Here is a 16,253-nt window from a genome sequence, read left to right as displayed (position 1 = left end):
CCACGCGGTTTTAAACGAGGTAGTTTTTTTAAGGCACTATTTGGCGATGATTGTTCCATTGGCAATTACAATTAATAATATATCTATAAAAAATTGTTGAACATAATAGCGTTGAATATACCAATAATAAAGTCTTTTCATGGTCAATTCAGATCAGAACTACTGACCTTCATTGTTTGGTATAAACTTTAATAACGCCGCTTTATTAAATTGAATCCTATCTCTTTCAGCATAAAAAAATAATTAAAACATTTAAACAATATTTGCTGTATGTTTTGCCTTCTCCCTTTAAAACAATCAACCTTATGTTTAACTCTAAGGCATAATCTCAACAAAGAAAAATATATCTAGTGAGCCGCAAAACAAATACTCAAGTAAATCTACGCATTTCATTTGTATATTACAACCAACTTTACACAATAACTATTTATCCTCCTTATCTTGTTCACAGGGAAAAATTTATCCAATCAAGTAAAGCAACAAATATCCTTAACTTCACTCTTGCGAGCTTATTTATTAGACCAAGTAAATTTTTATATTGAAGTGAAAAGAGCTAAAAAGCAAAAATTAATTATGACCCAACAAACAACTTTTAATGAAGTAACGAGCATAAAAACAATTGGTGTTTTTCCATAAAAGCACACTTCAAATAGAATATTTTTTTATTAAATATCATACTATTGCTTATATAGCCTGATGAAAACATCAAAGTCCCTCCTAGTCTTCACCATACATAACAATTCATTTCATTAAATCATCTACTCAGTATGGGAAAAAACAGCTACATCTAACACCCCCTACTCGCTTAACTTTGGCCTATTGTTATGTACTTATTTGCTCGATTTATACTCTGTAGCAGCCTGTTTTCTCCAATCCCTGCTTATGCTTTTACCCTTTATGGCTTTATTCCATGGAAACTTGAACAAGACCAACAGATTATCAGTGACCCTACGGTGGTGAAAACGATCCTCGCCGAGAAAGGCATTAAAACCATCGATGTGGTTTATCATAACCGCATGCTCAGTCAAGGTTATGTCGATCATGAGAAAATTAAGGCCATTGCCTTAAATAGCCAGCGTCATCCTGAAATTCCAATTTCGTTTGACTATGAAATAGGTACACCGTCTAAGCCAGCATCGGTCTTGCCCAGTTTAATGGCTATTTTAGATTTATATCATGCTTATGGTGGTCAAGCACCTGTGGGTGTCTACTCTCTCTTTCCTCTCAATAGTTATGGCGGGAAAAACCTTAGTGAACAACGGCAAAAGCAGCTGATTGAATTAAATAAACAGTATGAAATTATTGCCAAGAAAATTGATTTTATTAGTCCAGTCTTCTATTTTTATGACAATCAAGATCTGGAAGCTTGGAAAAAATCAGTCGATTTTAATCTGACTCAAAGCCTAGCAATAGCTAAAAAATATCATTTAAAAATTTATCCTTATATTACAAATTCCTTTCGTATAAGTGATATCGACCCTCAAACAGGTACTTGGGTCACTCAAGCTCTAAGTAAAAAACAAATGTATAGTGTACTGACTTATTTAAAACAGAAAGGTGCCGATGGTGTCATTCTTTGGACAGGAAGTAGAGTCAAAGACCAACAAGGCCAAATCCCGATTATTCGTTTTGATGACCCTTGGTTCCAAGGTCTGCAAAAATTTATTCAGCAACAAAAATAGTTAAATTGTTTTTTCAACATTCATAATTCTTTGCGCTTCTGGCTCTCCTATACGCTTAATAAATACCATCATGCGAATATGGGTAACATTTTCTCCAATTAAGCCATAATCAAAATGGCTCATTTTTTTATACCACTCTACAGCAGTCTTCTGGCCATCTTCATACACATAAATAGCCAACTCACAATCCTCTGGAATATTTTGAAAGCGTATGCTTGCCAACCTAGCTATAGCATCAAATTCAAGTTCAACATCACACCGACTCAAATCAATTTTTTTGAGTACAGCAAGGAGTTCTATATTTTCATCAGCATAATATGCTTCAGACTGATGAGTATTTGATTGCAAATCAAAACTTAAAACATGGCAATCGACAGGTTTAGCAAATAAAGCATCTAAAATGGACTCCGTTTTTGCAACAAGGGCATGCAACATTAATGTGCTTTTCTGACTTAAACGAACAATCCGTTGAATGACTTGATTAAAATGCGCTCTTCTATCTGATAAGTTCGCAATAATCTCCAAGTTTGAATTAAGTTTAAATAAGGCTGCATTGCTCTCATTAATATCAAAGTAATATTCAGGATTTTCCACCACAAAACTCGGTTTAACTTTTATTAACTCATAATATTGGGCAATAGCCTGAGAATTTTGCTGTGTTGTCCATGTTTCCTCAGTAGAAATTTGAAAATCCTTTGGCCAAGCAGGAGCAGCAAACTCAAGTGCATTGAGCTTTGGTTCAGTGAGTCGAATAATATCAAATAAAACTCGACCATTTTCTTCTTCAAAGGGATCAAGTAAATGACTGGCTTGTTTAAACTGTATTTGACACAACGGGTATTTGAGTAAGGCCCCCTCAAATTTATGTACGGCTGCAACCCCAGCATGGGCACGATTCCGATAAGCCAAATAGCTTTCGTCGAGTTGGGCCAATACAGCTTTGTCTTCATCAAATATAAATGAAGCAACAAAATGCTCCATTGCCTCAGTATAAAGCTCACTATCAATCAACCAAGGATGGCATAGTTCTTTAAACAGTAGCCGCAAGCTTTCTTTGGGAGAGTCTAAATGCTGAACTTTTTCCCACCACCGTGGAAAATTATTTTTATAGGCACCACCAAGGTAACTTCGAATAAGCTCCCCACCAATACCCGTAATTCTGAGTTCTTTACAGTCTTTAATTTGCTTATTTTTAGGTTTAAGTTCAAAGCTTGAGTTTGACCTAAACTCTTGCCAGATGTTTAATTGCTCTGCATAAGATAAGTTAATCTCTCTATAACCTGTACGCTTAAACCAACTCAAGCCATAGTGCTGCACAATTTTCGAGGCAATCTGGAAATCCTTCATAAGAATATCCTTAGATGCACCTGCTGCCATATTTGAAGGATTGGCTGTAAACACTTTTAATTGATCTTTAAATTCAGATTGTAAAAGCATGGCTAAGACCACGCGTGAATCTTTACCACCCGATAAGTTAAAACAAACATTTAAATCTGTATGCTGCACCCAAGAAGAAAAGCTCTGTACTGCAGAAGCGATCCCTTGCTGTAAAAGATTTTCATAACTCTGTAAATTTGGTCGTTGCTGTATATAGTTGCGTGGGACAACATAAACTTTGCCATTATTTAATAACAGCACTTCATTATAATTCAGTACCTGAATCTCATTGGCAAAAGTATGATTTGAGGCACGAGTCAAAAAGATATTGGTATTACTAATTAAATGTGGCAATACACAAGGCCAGTTTAAACTGAGTTGATGACCAGCTTTGGCTAAGTAACTTGCAACGCCTCTAAAAGAACTCGAAATAACAAGCTTATTTTCTTGCCTATCTGTAGTAATGAATGCATAAAAAAGACTGCTATAACCATAATAATCTGCACAGATCACATAGTCCTTGGCTTGATTTTTAAATACTCCTAACCACTCACCACAGTCTGACATTGCCTGTGCCAGATTCATTTCCTCAGTTTGATTTTGAGCAAAACAACTAAACTCTAGCTGATTAAATAACAGACCACTTAATCGAATTAATTTAAAGTTCTCAGCGTTAATTTGTGGCATTTCTTCGCTTGGGCTTAAGCTCAAATGATCAAATACCAAAACATCATGTGTTCTAGTTAATGCTTTCATTTAGACAGCCTCACTATCAATTAAAGTTAATAGTTGATGAGAAAATAAATGCTCACTCCCTAAACGCAGCTTGATTGGAATATTCTCCATTTTGCTTAAGGCACTACCATTCTCCACCAATGCAATAATCTGTGCCCTCGCCCCCTTATAGTCACTGACTTTTGACGGTAGATAAGGGTTGATACCAAAAATGTGACAAACTATGGCATCATTCACGAGTAAATAATCGAAATGATTACTGATGGCTAAGAAATCAAAGTAGCCTAAATAAGCATTAAAAATAATATCTTCACCATATTTGCCAGTAAAATCTTCGGGGCTATGGGTAAAAATATGCAGTTTAATTTTTCTTTTACTTTGTCTTTGCTGATTTACTTGTTGAATGGCAAGAATAAAATCATCTAAGTTACGATTTGCATAAAAAACGCCAAAATAAGCAATATGAATAAAATCAGCATCAAGCTCATAACGAGTTTGTCCAAGTTGATAAAAAACTTGGGGTAAAGTTGGATGTGGTTTGATCACTGATTTTGCATAAACAGATTGAGCAATCTCTTGATATTTAAAACGCTCTAACATTAATCTACGCTGATTTTCACAGGTAAAAATAATCTCATCTGCAAATAAATATGCCAGTAATTCACACCACACATAAAGATTATTTTCGTTGCTTAATATTGACCGCAATTTTGTGGAAACACCTTGCAGAATTTGCTCAATCCATTGTTGATCATCAATGACGCTATGACGCTCTTCCCCTTTAATATCTAATATTGCAGGGTCAGAGAACTCAGCAATCCATTTTGTCTGCCGATGCTTAAGTTTATATTGTGCCGCGGCAAAATTTGATCCGGGCCATAACACTCGACTATAAATCTGTGGATAGAACTGATCTGCCACGAATAGATTTGCTTGTTCAGCAAATGCTTTTATAGGCCACCAACCACCAAAACTGGTTTCGGTCTGTAAAAATTGAATATCTCTAATTAAATGCCGATTTAAAAACATCATCTCAGGATCAACTTTTCTTAGGCCTGACATATCATTGGCAATTACATCAGATAATAAGCCAAACTCTTGTACTCGCTTGCCCACAATCGTTGCGCTGGTATCAACAAATGGCGGATGACAATAGGAAAATATTAATTGATCTGCTTTATTCTTTCCTAATTTTTCCCAAAAATATGCATAGGGAAAACAATGGATTTTTCGTTGAATAATCTCAGCAATAGCCAAATCTAAATCTTGCGGATGTGCCTCTAAATAACGAACAATAAAGCCTATTTGAGCTTTCATTTTCGACACAACAAATCCATCTAAATGGCCAGTATATTGCGTAGAAATAACATCCAACGACTTTATAACATCTAGCCTTTGTTCAACATTAAAATGAAAAGACATCGGCTGACGTGAAACCGAATTTTCAGTTATACGCCGAATGTAAGCACAATCTTCATTCGCAACAAGTTTAAATTGAGGGTTAAATTTAAGCATGTACTCAACAAAGAAACTGACATCTTCACCACTCTTTAATTGAGGATCAAATGTAAGTTGTTGTACATTTTTGCTGGGCAGCATTTTAGAGGCAATCATGGTAATTGCCGAGCTAAGCCCATTTAAATTGAGATTATTTTTATTTTGGATAAGCTGCTGACTAATACTGGTTTCTTTTAAAATCTCACCCTGATTAAGATCATGAATATAACTAAATACCACTGTATCCGAATCGGATAACGCATACATATCCGACAGATAGTTTACAGAGATAATATCGTCATCATCTAAGAAGACGAGAAATTCTCTGCTGATATTTTCTAAACCTACATTCCTTGCATGAGATGCACTGGCAATATCGGAATACAATACCTTTAAACTCAAGTCTGAATTTTCTTGAGCAAAACCACGAATAACTTTCTCCGTTTTCTCTCTAGGACCATTAATCACACAAATGATTTCAATCAAATCTAGGCTGATATTTTTTTGATATTTAATTGAGTTTAAAGTTTCTAATATCGTATTATGTCCTTGATAAGAAGGAATAATAATACTAATACCCGCCACGAGAGACTTTTGATCTTGTGCTTCTATGAGATGCTGTTCTATACCCGCCAAATGAATATGCTGAATACAAAAATAACCATGACCTGATATTTTTAAACCAAGATGAATATATTGAGCATTTTCAGGCACATTAAAATAAAGATGCGCGGCTGGTTTAGCAATATTAAAATTAATCTTTTGTCGTGCATCATCTAAATAGTGAATCATTAATTCGACATTTAAATCCGCTTGCTCATACTGCAATAACAAGGTCATTTTACCTTGGTGAATATATGGCTGTAACTGCTCCAAACTCAACATATTATTTGAATAAAAATATCGGGGCTGTTCCATCATCGCCTTACTTATGATCTCCAAACCTTGAGACTGTCGAGCAAACTCAACCATCTCATGATTTTTAAAAATCAAATAGTTAGATAAATCACCATGGAAATGATCCTTTTTATTTTGAGATAGCAATTGCTCTAAACTCAGCTTCTGCACCGTTTTAATTTCAGTGGCTGCTCTTGAAGGATTTACTAGCTGGGATGCAACTGTAGCTTGAGCTGCCAAGCGCTCATTTTTTAAATTTTGTTTGTGTTCTTTACGTCTTAAACTTTCTTTTCTTAAATCAAATAACTTTTTAGGCAAAGTTATTGCGTTATTAATATTTTTACTCCCATCCAATAAGAGCTTACCCAATTGGAAAGATAAAGTACGCTCAGTATCCTGCGCTTGTTTCTGTTTCAATAAAATATCCAGTATAGCCCGATAATCCTCGCGCTCCATATTCTTTACTGTTGTTAAATCTGTATACGATGCAAAGAAAACTGCTAAATTTTCCAGTTGACTGGATAAAATCTGAAAATGAGATAACAACTCGGTTTGATTCTGTTGCAAACAGGTCACAGCTGTATGAAAATCAAGGATTTTCTGCTGTAAGAATTCTTGGTTCTGCTCAATTGCAAATAGCGCACTTTGACTATGCAACTGCTCAAAAGCCAAGGCTTCGACCTTTTCCAGCAATAATTTAGGTTGTATTGCAGCAGTTTGATTTGCATCAAGCTGAAGATGCTGAGATTCAATCTCAGCGGATGCGGTGTTCGATGATGCCTGATCATCTACGGGATCATCTCTCGTTGTTTGATCTACAAATGGGTCAGCGTCTTTTGTCCGTTTTTGACGTCTTACTGAAATGGGCTTTTTCATTTTATTATTCACCCACAAAATTGAGGTGATTAATATTAAGATCAGCAAACTCTTTATGTTTGACTAATTCAGCAACCACATCTGCCTGTGCTATGGCCTCAGTCAAAGAGACTAAAGTTGCTGCACGTAATTGAACCGGTAACTGTTCAATATTAGGTTCAACCAATAAGACATCTATAGCTGTATTTGCAATTAATTGCTCAGCAATAAAAACGGCTGGGCTCTCACGTAAATCATCAATATTCGGTTTAAAAGCCAGCCCCAATAATGCCACTTTAGGTTTGGCACCATGTAGTTCAAGCTCTTGTATACGTTGCTCAATTTTTTCAATTACCCAGCGTGGCTTATAGTCATTCACTTTACGAGCGGTATGGACTATATGTGCAATATCGGGGGTTTTATTGACAATAAACCAAGGGTCTACAGCAATACAATGTCCTCCGACACCTGCACCAGGCCGTAATATATCTACCCGTGGGTGACGATTTGCCAAAGCAATCAATTCCCATACATTAATATTGAGTCGGTCACAAATCAGTGAAAGCTCATTGGCAAAAGCAATGTTGACATCCCGATAAGCATTTTCTGTGAGTTTGGTCATTTCTGCAGTACGTGCATTGGTTATCACAAGCTCGCCTTCTACAAAAATTCGATAAACCTCTGCTGCTTTTTTTGCACATCGCGGAGTTAACCCACCAATAGTACGATCATTTTCCACTAACTCACGGATGACTTGACCAGGCAAGACACGCTCTGGGCAGTAGGCAATGAATACATCGTGATCTACATCGTCATCATGCTGTGGAAATTTTAAATCAGGGCGGAGTTTAGCTAACCATTGTAATAATTGTTCTGTGGCACCAACGGGTGATGTTGATTCCAAAATCACAATATTTCCTTTTTCCAAAACAGGAGCAATCGCTTTTGTTGCTGCTTCAATATAGGAAAGGTCAGGTGTGTAATCCACCCCTGTAAAAGGTGTAGGGACAGCAATTAAAAAGGCATCTGCTTTTTGCGCCACTGCGACCGCTTTTAAATGTCCAGAGGCAACAACCTTTTTAACAATATGTTCTAGACCTGGCTCAACAATATGAATTCGGCCTTGATTGATCGTATCAATTGCATGCTGATTTACATCTACACCAATTACATTTACACCTGCATGAGCAAACATTGTTGCAGTAGGTAAACCGATATAACCTAAACCACTGACTGAAACCGTTTTAATTGTCATTATTATTTAATCCTAAATTCGTTGTATTGGATTGATCTTTGTTGTTATAAATATGCCTGCTTTAATACACTTGCAATTTGCTCACAAGCAGTGCCATCACCATAAGGATTATGTGCGTGACTCATTTTGCTATGTAGCACTTCATTATCAAGCAGTTCAGAAACGTTACGTACAATCGAATATTCTGTAGCACCAACCAAACGTACAGTTCCAGCCTCAACGGCCTCAGGGCGTTCCGTTGTATCTCGCATAACCAGTACTGGAATTCCCAGTGAGGGTGCTTCTTCTTGAATACCACCAGAATCCGTTAAAATAAGGTAGCTTTGCTGCATCAACCATACAAAGGGTAAATAATCTTGAGGCTCAATTAATTTAACGTTATCTAAACCATTTAAATATTGGTATACCGGTTGTTGCACATTAGGATTCAAATGCACCGGATAAACAAACTCTGTTTCAGGATACTGTTCAGCAAGTGTATGCAAAGCGCGGCAAATATTTTCAAAACCCTGCCCAAAATTTTCACGGCGATGCCCAGTAATGAGTACACGTCTTTTATTAAGATCCAACATATTAAAATGCGTACGCATTTGAGCTTGTAATTCAGGGCTATGTTCAATCTTATTTTTAATATAATACAAGGCATCAATGACCGTATTTCCAGTCACAAAGATTGTATCTTCAGGGACACACTCTTGTTTTAAATAGCTTGCAGCAGTGAGAGTAGGAGAAAAATGCCAGCGACTAAGTACACTGGTTAATTGACGGTTTGATTCTTCTGGCCAAGGCGAATACAAATTATAAGTTCTTAAACCAGCCTCAATATGGCCAATATCTATTTTCTGATAAAAAGCAGATAGCGAGGCACTTAATGTGGTACTTGTATCACCATGAACAAGCACTACATCTGGGTGAAAATGTTTCAGGACATGCTCTAAGCCTGTTAACATTCGTGAAGTTAATGCTGTCAAACTCTGCCCAGATTTCATAATATCTAGATCATAATCTGGAACAATATCAAATAAACTTAAAACCGAATCTAACATTTCACGATGCTGTGCTGTTACACAAACTTTAACGTCAACTTGATTTTGTCTTTGTAATACATGAACCAAAGGTGACATTTTAATTGCTTCTGGTCGTGTCCCAAAGACCAATAGAATTTTTAGCATGCAGAATTCCTATAGGTTTGTCGAATAGATACTCTGGCTTCTCAACCATAATATCGCCACACACTCTAATAGATAAAAACCAGTTTTATTTATGCAGAGTAACCCCAAAATTCCACATGATATAATATAAGTATTTTTAAATATGAATTGCTTATAAAACTATCCCATCAAAAAACCGCAGCACCTTAAACGCATTACCCCCTCTTTTAAATACCAATAAACTTGATATTAAAAATATAGAAAATAAAAACACAATATTCTTCACATCAAAATTTAAAACCTTGTCGCAAGTATAAGTAATCGCATCACGATCACCCTCTAGATATAGCTTGAGTATAGCCCAATAAATTATTTTTTATACCTATGGTATTATTCTAAATAAATATCAGAAAAAAATAAGAATTAGTAAATAATATTTCAAATAAAAAATAGGCTTAATCATCAAGCTCATTGTTTTATCAATAATTATTTTTATCAATGACCCAGACAAAATACATTTATAATAATTTATGCTAAAAGAGTTAAAATACAAACAAAAAATAAATTATATTAAGCTGTATAGTACAAATTAAAAGTGAGTTTATATATTAAGCTCACATCATAAAATAATAATGTGATTATAATATTTTAAATCAAAGTAAATGCTTTAGAGTAACTATTATTTCTTAGCCTACTGACACAGTACAGAAAATTAGCAGATAGACCTTACGCCCTTAGCCCAAGCAAATGTTACTTATAACCACATCCACTTGAAATCCGTTGTCTCTTGTAGATATAGAACATGACGATCTACAAGATGACTTTTCTACATACGGTTTCTAACTGTTCTTACCATCAACCACGACATTATGAGCTTGCAGATAACTCGATCGGCATTGCTCGACCATGATCATTTATATAACTTAAATGTAATACGTTTGTCTGAGCAGGTGCATTCACCTTCTGATTAATCTGGGCATACGGGGCAATATAAGTAGGGGTTGTGATCGCCTGACCAGCAAGTTTTACCTCAGCTAAATGAATATAAAACGGGGTTGGATTTTTAAGGTTAAGCTGTCCATTCTGTACATTCCAGGTAAGTTTTTTAGCTTCTTCCGCCATCGTCATTTTGGACAAAGCAGATGGGCGGTACAACACTTTAATACGATGAGTCATTGCATACTTTAATGTATTGTCTGCATCTTTTTGGTTTGGTGCGATAAATTTAACGTTCAACCAATACATACTTTCTTGATCTGCATTTAAATTTACGTTTTTCATTAACTGTACGGTATTCTTTTGCTCTGGGCGCACTTTTAATAAAGGTGTCATCACAACAAAATCATTAGACTGCTTTTCATGCTGATTCTCTACCCAAGACTGAGCCAAGTAACTCACTGTTTTATCTGTATTAAAAGCCACTACACCCTGATTTTTATCGCCTTCATTAAAAATAACACGTGTAGTTTCTAATCCCACACCTGCATAGCTAGACTGCATGATTAAGCTAAATCCCAATACACAGCATATTTTTTTAATTAACATCCAATAATCCTCAGGCTAAATTTGGCAAAGATCTCCTTCAACAAAAAATAAACAAACGTTTATTTATGCTGTGCTTGATCAAAATAGAAACAGTTTATAAGATGGGGAATAACCTTTTGGTTATACCCCCATGGATTTATTATTTATATGTTACGCGGAAATTTAGTGTTGCATTGGCTTCACCTGAAACTACATTTTCAGCAGTACTCACATAACGTGCAACAAAGCCTTCTTCATGCTCAGCACTATTAGTCACTTCTGTTTTAACAACTTCTGAACCATCTAAATTCAAAGGCTTGTTCAAATCACTTTCTGAATAAACATGTATACCCAAACCTTGTGCAGTATCACCAGTCGCAGCATTATCTAAATTCAAAATTTCATTATTACCAGCCAATGTTGAACCATTAAAACTAACAGCTAAATCACCTGTACTTGGGCAGTTTTTCAAAGATACTTTTATTTGACCAAAACCACCATTACCACCAACCTCATCACCAATTTTACTAAATGAGCTTGTTGGGTAACGTCCCATATTTACACCAACATCTTTTGGCCCTTGGTTATTAATATCTAATTCACATGTTGCAGAATAAATATAACCGCTAAGGTGAATAACACCCTCTTGATCAATCATGGCAAATGAACTTGTGCTGCTCAGCAAAAATAAGCCACAAAGAATACTTTTTTTCATAATGAATAACCCAAAAATAAAAAATAAAAATGCCTAAACTTAGACAACAATATAAAAAGAGCTTCAATATTAACTAGATATGTTTTCCTTATTATGTTGTTTTTGTATCTCAAATTAGATGCGGAAAAAATGATTTTATCGTGTCATGTTATAAATATAGGTATTATTTTATTTATTAATCATAACGTTATCTATAACAAAGTTTTTTGCTTGGTTTTTTAATTTTAGTTAATGTATTTATTACACAAAATCTACATTAGCCCCTCTATTTGTATATTTTATATACAATTAAAGCGCATACCCCACCACTATCTATTTGATTTATGAGATGTATTTAATATTTTAAATGAGAAGTATTAGCAAATAAATGCTCCAATGAAGTGATATATACTCACTTCATTGGACACATACCAACTTATAATGGCATACGATATTCTATAACACCTGGTTTCTCTGCAATCCAATCATAAAGACGCTGTGCAGTATGATTAATCTCTTGAGTATGCCAATATAAACGCGCACATTGATGTTTCTGTGCTTGAGCTTGTACATATTCAATAAGATGTTTACCCACCAATTTACCACGCGCATCTGTTGCAACAAATAAATCTTCAAGATAACAAAAATCAGCTTCAGCCCATGTTGATGCATGAAATACATAATGAACAAAACCTAAAATTTTATCTCCTTGACGTGCAACGGCACAATAAACAGGACATTCCTCATCAAAGAATCGTGACCATGTTGTAGCCGTGACTTGTTCAGATAACTGTACTTTATAAAATTGTTGATAGTTCAACCAATATGGTAGCCATTGGACAAAATCTTGTTCCTCGACTGCACTAACGATAAGCTGTGGCATATATTCGTCCTCTTTGCGAATGGGCTTAAATTGCTATACAGCATAGTCACAATACTGGCTCTATTTAAGGTACACTTTATCTATATTTATAAGTACCACTTTTATCTATTTTAGTGCGGTATCAAATCAAATGGAGCCTGATATGCCTAGCAAAAAACAAGCAGAAAATACCTCATCCAAAACGAGGAAAAAGAAAGTCTCCGTTGAGTTTCCTCATCTTTTACTCCAGCATGGCAAAATTCATCAGCAGTTTTATCAGGCACTCAAACAACAAATTCTAACTGGACAAGTTCGTCCAGGCAGCAAGCTTCCTTCCAGCCGAAGTTTGGCTGAAATGATGTCTATTTCACGCAACTCAGTCTTGGCTGGTTTTGATCGATTAATCGATGAAGGCTATTTAGTGAGTCGTGCAGGTTCTGGTACTTATGTTGCACAGCATATTCCCGATGAACTTATTGATAGTGTGAAAACACCCACGCCTACCCCTCAGACTACAACGGAACTCCCCCTACAACTGAATCCACAAATGCAACTTTTGGATAACTTATGGAACAAAGTTGTACCTCGCCCCAATAGTCAGCAAATTTTTAGTATTGGTGTTGGCTGTAATGACCTCTTTCCAGAACAACTATGGGGACGACTATTGGGCCGTGCATGGCGTCATTACCGCCATTGGTCACCACTCTCTCAAGATGCGTTTGGCTTTGAACCACTTCGACAAAGTATTGCTCAATATGTGAGTACCACTCGCGGACTGAACTGTGATGCCTCACAGATATTAATTGTCAATGGTACACAACAAGCAATGAATTTAACGGCTAAAGTGCTGTTACAACAGGGGGATGAAGTCTGTCTGGATGAACCTGGATATGATGGTGCTTTAGGTGTATTCCAAGCTGCTGGAGCAACTGTTCATCCTGTAAAGGGAGATCAACATGGCATGGATATTGAAGCTGCCATACAACACTATCCGCAAACCAAATTATTATTTACCGCCCCCTCACACCAATACCCACTTGGAGGGACTTTAAGTTTACAACGACGTCTCCTACTTTTGGACTGGGCAGCGAAACAACAGCTATGGATTTTTGAAGATGATTACAATAGTGAGTTTCGTTATAACGCCCGACCTATTCAGGCATTACAGGGCTTAGACCAACATCAGCGTGTCATTTATGCAGGAACTTTCTCTAAAATGATGTATCCAGAATTTCGCTTAGGTTTCTTAGTGGTACCGCCACAGCTCATTCACGCGTTTAAACTGGCTAAACACTATGCAGATACACGTACAGGATACTTAGAACAAGCGGCCCTACACCTATTTATTGCCGAAGGACACTATGCTCGTCATGTACGTCGAGTACGTAAAGCATGTTATGAACGGCAACAAAGTTTAATTACTGCCCTACAACAGTATTTACCCCAATTTAAAATACAGGTCGATGATTCGGGAATTCACTTGATTTGCTATCTCCCACAAGGGATGACAGAACAACAAATTATTGAACACTGCCAAGAATATGATCTCGGTCTACAGCCACTTTCACGATATCGTCAAGTTGCAAGTACAGAACAAGCCCTATTACTTGGTTTTGCTGCTCACCCCAAAGCTCAATTAATAGAAGCCGTCAAACGTTTAAAATGTATTGTTGATAAAATTGAAACAGCGAATGCTTAATTTACATAGCCAGCTCAAACTCAATACGGATCACTAACCCATGTCCTGAGCTTGCGCTATGAATATTGATAGTACCCTGATGTGAATCAACGATTTGTTTCACAATGGATAAACCTAAACCACTTCCTATCACCTCACTTGTCTGATGAATCCGATAAAAACGCTGAAAAACGAAAGACATTTGCTCTGGTTCTATGCCTAAACCATTATCTTCAACTTGTATAAATGCCTTGTTTTGGCTGATGCCACAGCTCACTTGAATGATTGCAGCACGATCTGGATGACGATAAATCAGCGCATTTTCTAATAAGTTTCGCAGCATTATTTCCAATTGATCTTGCTGTACGTATACAGGGGCTGAAGCAAGCTGTAACTGAAACTTACCCCCAACTTGTTGACATTGGAAGTCCATCATTACAATAGTGGTTTGTACAATATTCACCAAATCAATCTGGCTTTTTTGCTGTATTGCATTAGGCTCTAAACGTGCCAAAGTTAAAAGCTGTGTGATCATGCGTGAAGCTTTGTCTACACCGGCAATAATATCCTGTGCAGCCTCTTGTGACTCTGTTGCAGAGCGTGCCCCTTGTAAAACTTGGGCATGTAAACGAATTGCGGCTAAAGGAGTTCGCAGCTCATGTGCAGCATTTGAGGTAAAACGCTTTTCTCTTTGAATACTCTCTGCAATCTCACTCAATAAGGTATTTAAGGAGCTCACTAAAGGTTCAATCTCTTTTGGTACAATTGGGTGTATGGGTTTTAAATGTTCAATAGACTGTTTTTCTAGATTTTGACTAATGTTGTATACCGTAGATAACTGGCTTCGCACAATTCTAAAAATAAGCCATGAAAGTAAGGGCAAAAATATAATCGAGACTAAAATCAAAAAGAGTAACATATCTTTTTGTATGTCTTGTCGAATCGTCCATACCTGTGCAATTTGAACCTGAATAGTCTGAGTGCTGTCCCAAACTGAATAACTGCGGTAATTTTTTCCGTGGATGTTCATCCATCCAAAACCTGTTTGTTTCACAAAAGGTTGTGTAGATACCCCAACTGAACGATAAATTAATTGTCCATCACGATGCCAAATTTGAAAAATAATTTGATCGTAATGTTCCCCCTGAATTTTCTCAATGGCAGTATGCTGAGGCACTTTGCCATCAAGTGTACTTAAGGTCGTTGACAATAATGCATGTGCGGTCTCTGCCAATGATTTATCAAAAATATTATTGGCCGTTCTTTGCATTCCCCAATAAATACACCCCAGACTTCCTAACCAAACACTGGTGGTAATCATCAGTAAAATAATGGAAAGTCTTTGGGTCAGAGAGTAACTACGAATGGCTGCTGTCATGAATGATTGACATCCATAATGTAGCCAAAACCTTGTACCGTGCGCACAATATTCTTGCCTAATTTGCGGCGTAAATTATGAATATGAACTTGAATGACATTACTGCTCACATCAGCATCATAGTGATAAAATGAATTTTCAATGCTCTCACGAGAAATAACCCGACCACGGTTCAAACTGAGCAACTCAAGTAAATGATATTCTTTTTGTGTTAACTCAACTTCCACTTGATCTAAATAAACCTGTTTATTTGCCTTATTAATCTGAATATTACCAATAGTCACCATATCATCCATATCGCCAGAAATACGGCGTAATACAGCATGAATACGTGCCACTACCTCATGTATGTCATAAGGCTTAACCACAAAGTCATCTGCCCCAGCTTGTAAACCTGTTATACGCTCTTCAATGCGGTCCTGCGCAGTGAGAATAATCACGCCCACTTTATTACGCTTGCGACGTAATGATTTCAGTATTTCAATACCATTTCGATCGGGCAAACCCAAATCCAAAAGCACAAAATTGTAGTGATAACTGGCTAGAAAATGCTGAGCCTGATGCGCTGTAACGGCAATATCTACAACAAAACCAGCCTGATCTAAACCACGCCCAGTCGCCTTTGCCAATAAAGCATCATCTTCTACCAGTAAAACTCTCATACTCGA

The 16,253-nt window shown here is 36.5% G+C and carries 11 protein-coding genes; 2 read left to right on the top strand and 9 right to left on the bottom strand.

The genetic code is table 11. The features are described from left to right. The first annotated feature begins 824 nt into the window (after positions 1-824). Complete coding sequence (locus RFH42_RS13830; protein WP_308976312.1) at positions 825-1,682, top strand: hypothetical protein; 858 nt, start codon at positions 825-827, stop codon at positions 1,680-1,682. Here RFH42_RS13830 and RFH42_RS13825 read toward each other — a convergent pair whose 3' ends face one another. The 7 genes from RFH42_RS13825 to RFH42_RS13795 all read right to left on the bottom strand — a co-directional run bounded on the left by RFH42_RS13825 (position 1,683) and on the right by RFH42_RS13795 (position 12,550). Next, the gene (locus RFH42_RS13825) at positions 1,683-3,815 is read right to left on the bottom strand and encodes a hypothetical protein (RefSeq protein WP_308976310.1); all 2,133 of its coding nucleotides are present in this window, start codon (positions 3,813-3,815) and stop codon (positions 1,683-1,685) included. Further along, on the bottom strand, positions 3,816-7,064 hold the full coding sequence (locus RFH42_RS13820) for a glycosyltransferase family 2 protein (RefSeq protein ID WP_308976309.1): 3,249 nt from the start codon (positions 7,062-7,064) through the stop codon (positions 3,816-3,818). A 4-nt stretch (positions 7,065-7,068) separates the two neighbouring features. Continuing rightward, complete coding sequence (wecC, locus tag RFH42_RS13815) at positions 7,069-8,298, bottom strand: UDP-N-acetyl-D-mannosamine dehydrogenase (RefSeq protein WP_308976307.1); 1,230 nt, start codon at positions 8,296-8,298, stop codon at positions 7,069-7,071. A gap of 44 nt (positions 8,299-8,342) precedes the next feature. Then, the gene (wecB, locus tag RFH42_RS13810; protein ID WP_308976306.1) at positions 8,343-9,470 is read right to left on the bottom strand and encodes a non-hydrolyzing UDP-N-acetylglucosamine 2-epimerase; all 1,128 of its coding nucleotides are present in this window, start codon (positions 9,468-9,470) and stop codon (positions 8,343-8,345) included. An 846-nt stretch (positions 9,471-10,316) separates the two neighbouring features. Beyond that, a complete protein-coding gene (locus RFH42_RS13805; protein ID WP_308976304.1) occupies positions 10,317-10,949 on the bottom strand; it encodes a fimbrial biogenesis chaperone in 633 nt (210 codons plus the stop codon). Between the two features lie 184 nt (positions 10,950-11,133). Next, positions 11,134-11,688, bottom strand: a complete 555-nt coding sequence (locus tag RFH42_RS13800) for a fimbrial protein (protein WP_308976303.1) — start codon at positions 11,686-11,688, stop codon at positions 11,134-11,136. A gap of 415 nt (positions 11,689-12,103) precedes the next feature. Continuing rightward, positions 12,104-12,550, bottom strand: coding sequence for a GNAT family N-acetyltransferase (locus tag RFH42_RS13795; protein WP_308976301.1), 447 nt, complete (start codon positions 12,548-12,550; stop codon positions 12,104-12,106). Between the two features lie 142 nt (positions 12,551-12,692). On the opposite strand from RFH42_RS13795, the gene pdxR reads away from it, so the two are divergent. After that, positions 12,693-14,228, top strand: a complete 1,536-nt coding sequence (pdxR, locus tag RFH42_RS13790) for a MocR-like pyridoxine biosynthesis transcription factor PdxR (protein ID WP_308976300.1) — start codon at positions 12,693-12,695, stop codon at positions 14,226-14,228. Between the two features lies 1 nt (position 14,229). On the opposite strand, the gene RFH42_RS13785 is transcribed toward pdxR, so the two are convergent. Beyond that, on the bottom strand, positions 14,230-15,585 hold the full coding sequence (locus tag RFH42_RS13785) for an ATP-binding protein (protein ID WP_308976299.1): 1,356 nt from the start codon (positions 15,583-15,585) through the stop codon (positions 14,230-14,232). Then, complete coding sequence (locus RFH42_RS13780; RefSeq protein WP_308976298.1) at positions 15,582-16,247, bottom strand: response regulator; 666 nt, start codon at positions 16,245-16,247, stop codon at positions 15,582-15,584. Before RFH42_RS13780 ends, RFH42_RS13785 begins: the two co-directional genes overlap by 4 nt. Positions 16,248-16,253 lie beyond the last annotated feature (6 nt).

This window comes from Acinetobacter rudis (assembly GCF_031157835.1).
Lineage (GTDB): Bacteria > Pseudomonadota > Gammaproteobacteria > Pseudomonadales > Moraxellaceae > Acinetobacter > Acinetobacter rudis_A.
The sequence above is the reverse complement of the archived record's forward strand: the minus strand, read 5'-3'. Positions and strand labels throughout refer to the sequence as shown.

What these genes read in the sequence shown, in the direction of transcription:
- wecB (WP_308976306.1), bottom strand. Translation starts at nt 9,470, where the DNA reads ATGCTAAAAATTCTATTGGTCTTTGGGACACGACCAGAAGCAATTAAA.
- RFH42_RS13820 (WP_308976309.1), bottom strand. Translation starts at nt 7,064, where the DNA reads ATGAAAAAGCCCATTTCAGTAAGACGTCAAAAACGGACAAAAGACGCT.
- RFH42_RS13780 (WP_308976298.1), bottom strand. Translation starts at nt 16,247, where the DNA reads ATGAGAGTTTTACTGGTAGAAGATGATGCTTTATTGGCAAAGGCGACT.
- RFH42_RS13825 (WP_308976310.1), bottom strand. Translation starts at nt 3,815, where the DNA reads ATGAAAGCATTAACTAGAACACATGATGTTTTGGTATTTGATCATTTG.
- RFH42_RS13800 (WP_308976303.1), bottom strand. Translation starts at nt 11,688, where the DNA reads ATGAAAAAAAGTATTCTTTGTGGCTTATTTTTGCTGAGCAGCACAAGT.
- RFH42_RS13785 (WP_308976299.1), bottom strand. Translation starts at nt 15,585, where the DNA reads ATGACAGCAGCCATTCGTAGTTACTCTCTGACCCAAAGACTTTCCATT.
- RFH42_RS13795 (WP_308976301.1), bottom strand. Translation starts at nt 12,550, where the DNA reads ATGCCACAGCTTATCGTTAGTGCAGTCGAGGAACAAGATTTTGTCCAA.
- RFH42_RS13830 (WP_308976312.1), top strand. Translation starts at nt 825, where the DNA reads ATGTACTTATTTGCTCGATTTATACTCTGTAGCAGCCTGTTTTCTCCA.
- RFH42_RS13805 (WP_308976304.1), bottom strand. Translation starts at nt 10,949, where the DNA reads ATGCAGTCTAGCTATGCAGGTGTGGGATTAGAAACTACACGTGTTATT.
- pdxR (WP_308976300.1), top strand. Translation starts at nt 12,693, where the DNA reads ATGCCTAGCAAAAAACAAGCAGAAAATACCTCATCCAAAACGAGGAAA.
- wecC (WP_308976307.1), bottom strand. Translation starts at nt 8,298, where the DNA reads ATGACAATTAAAACGGTTTCAGTCAGTGGTTTAGGTTATATCGGTTTA.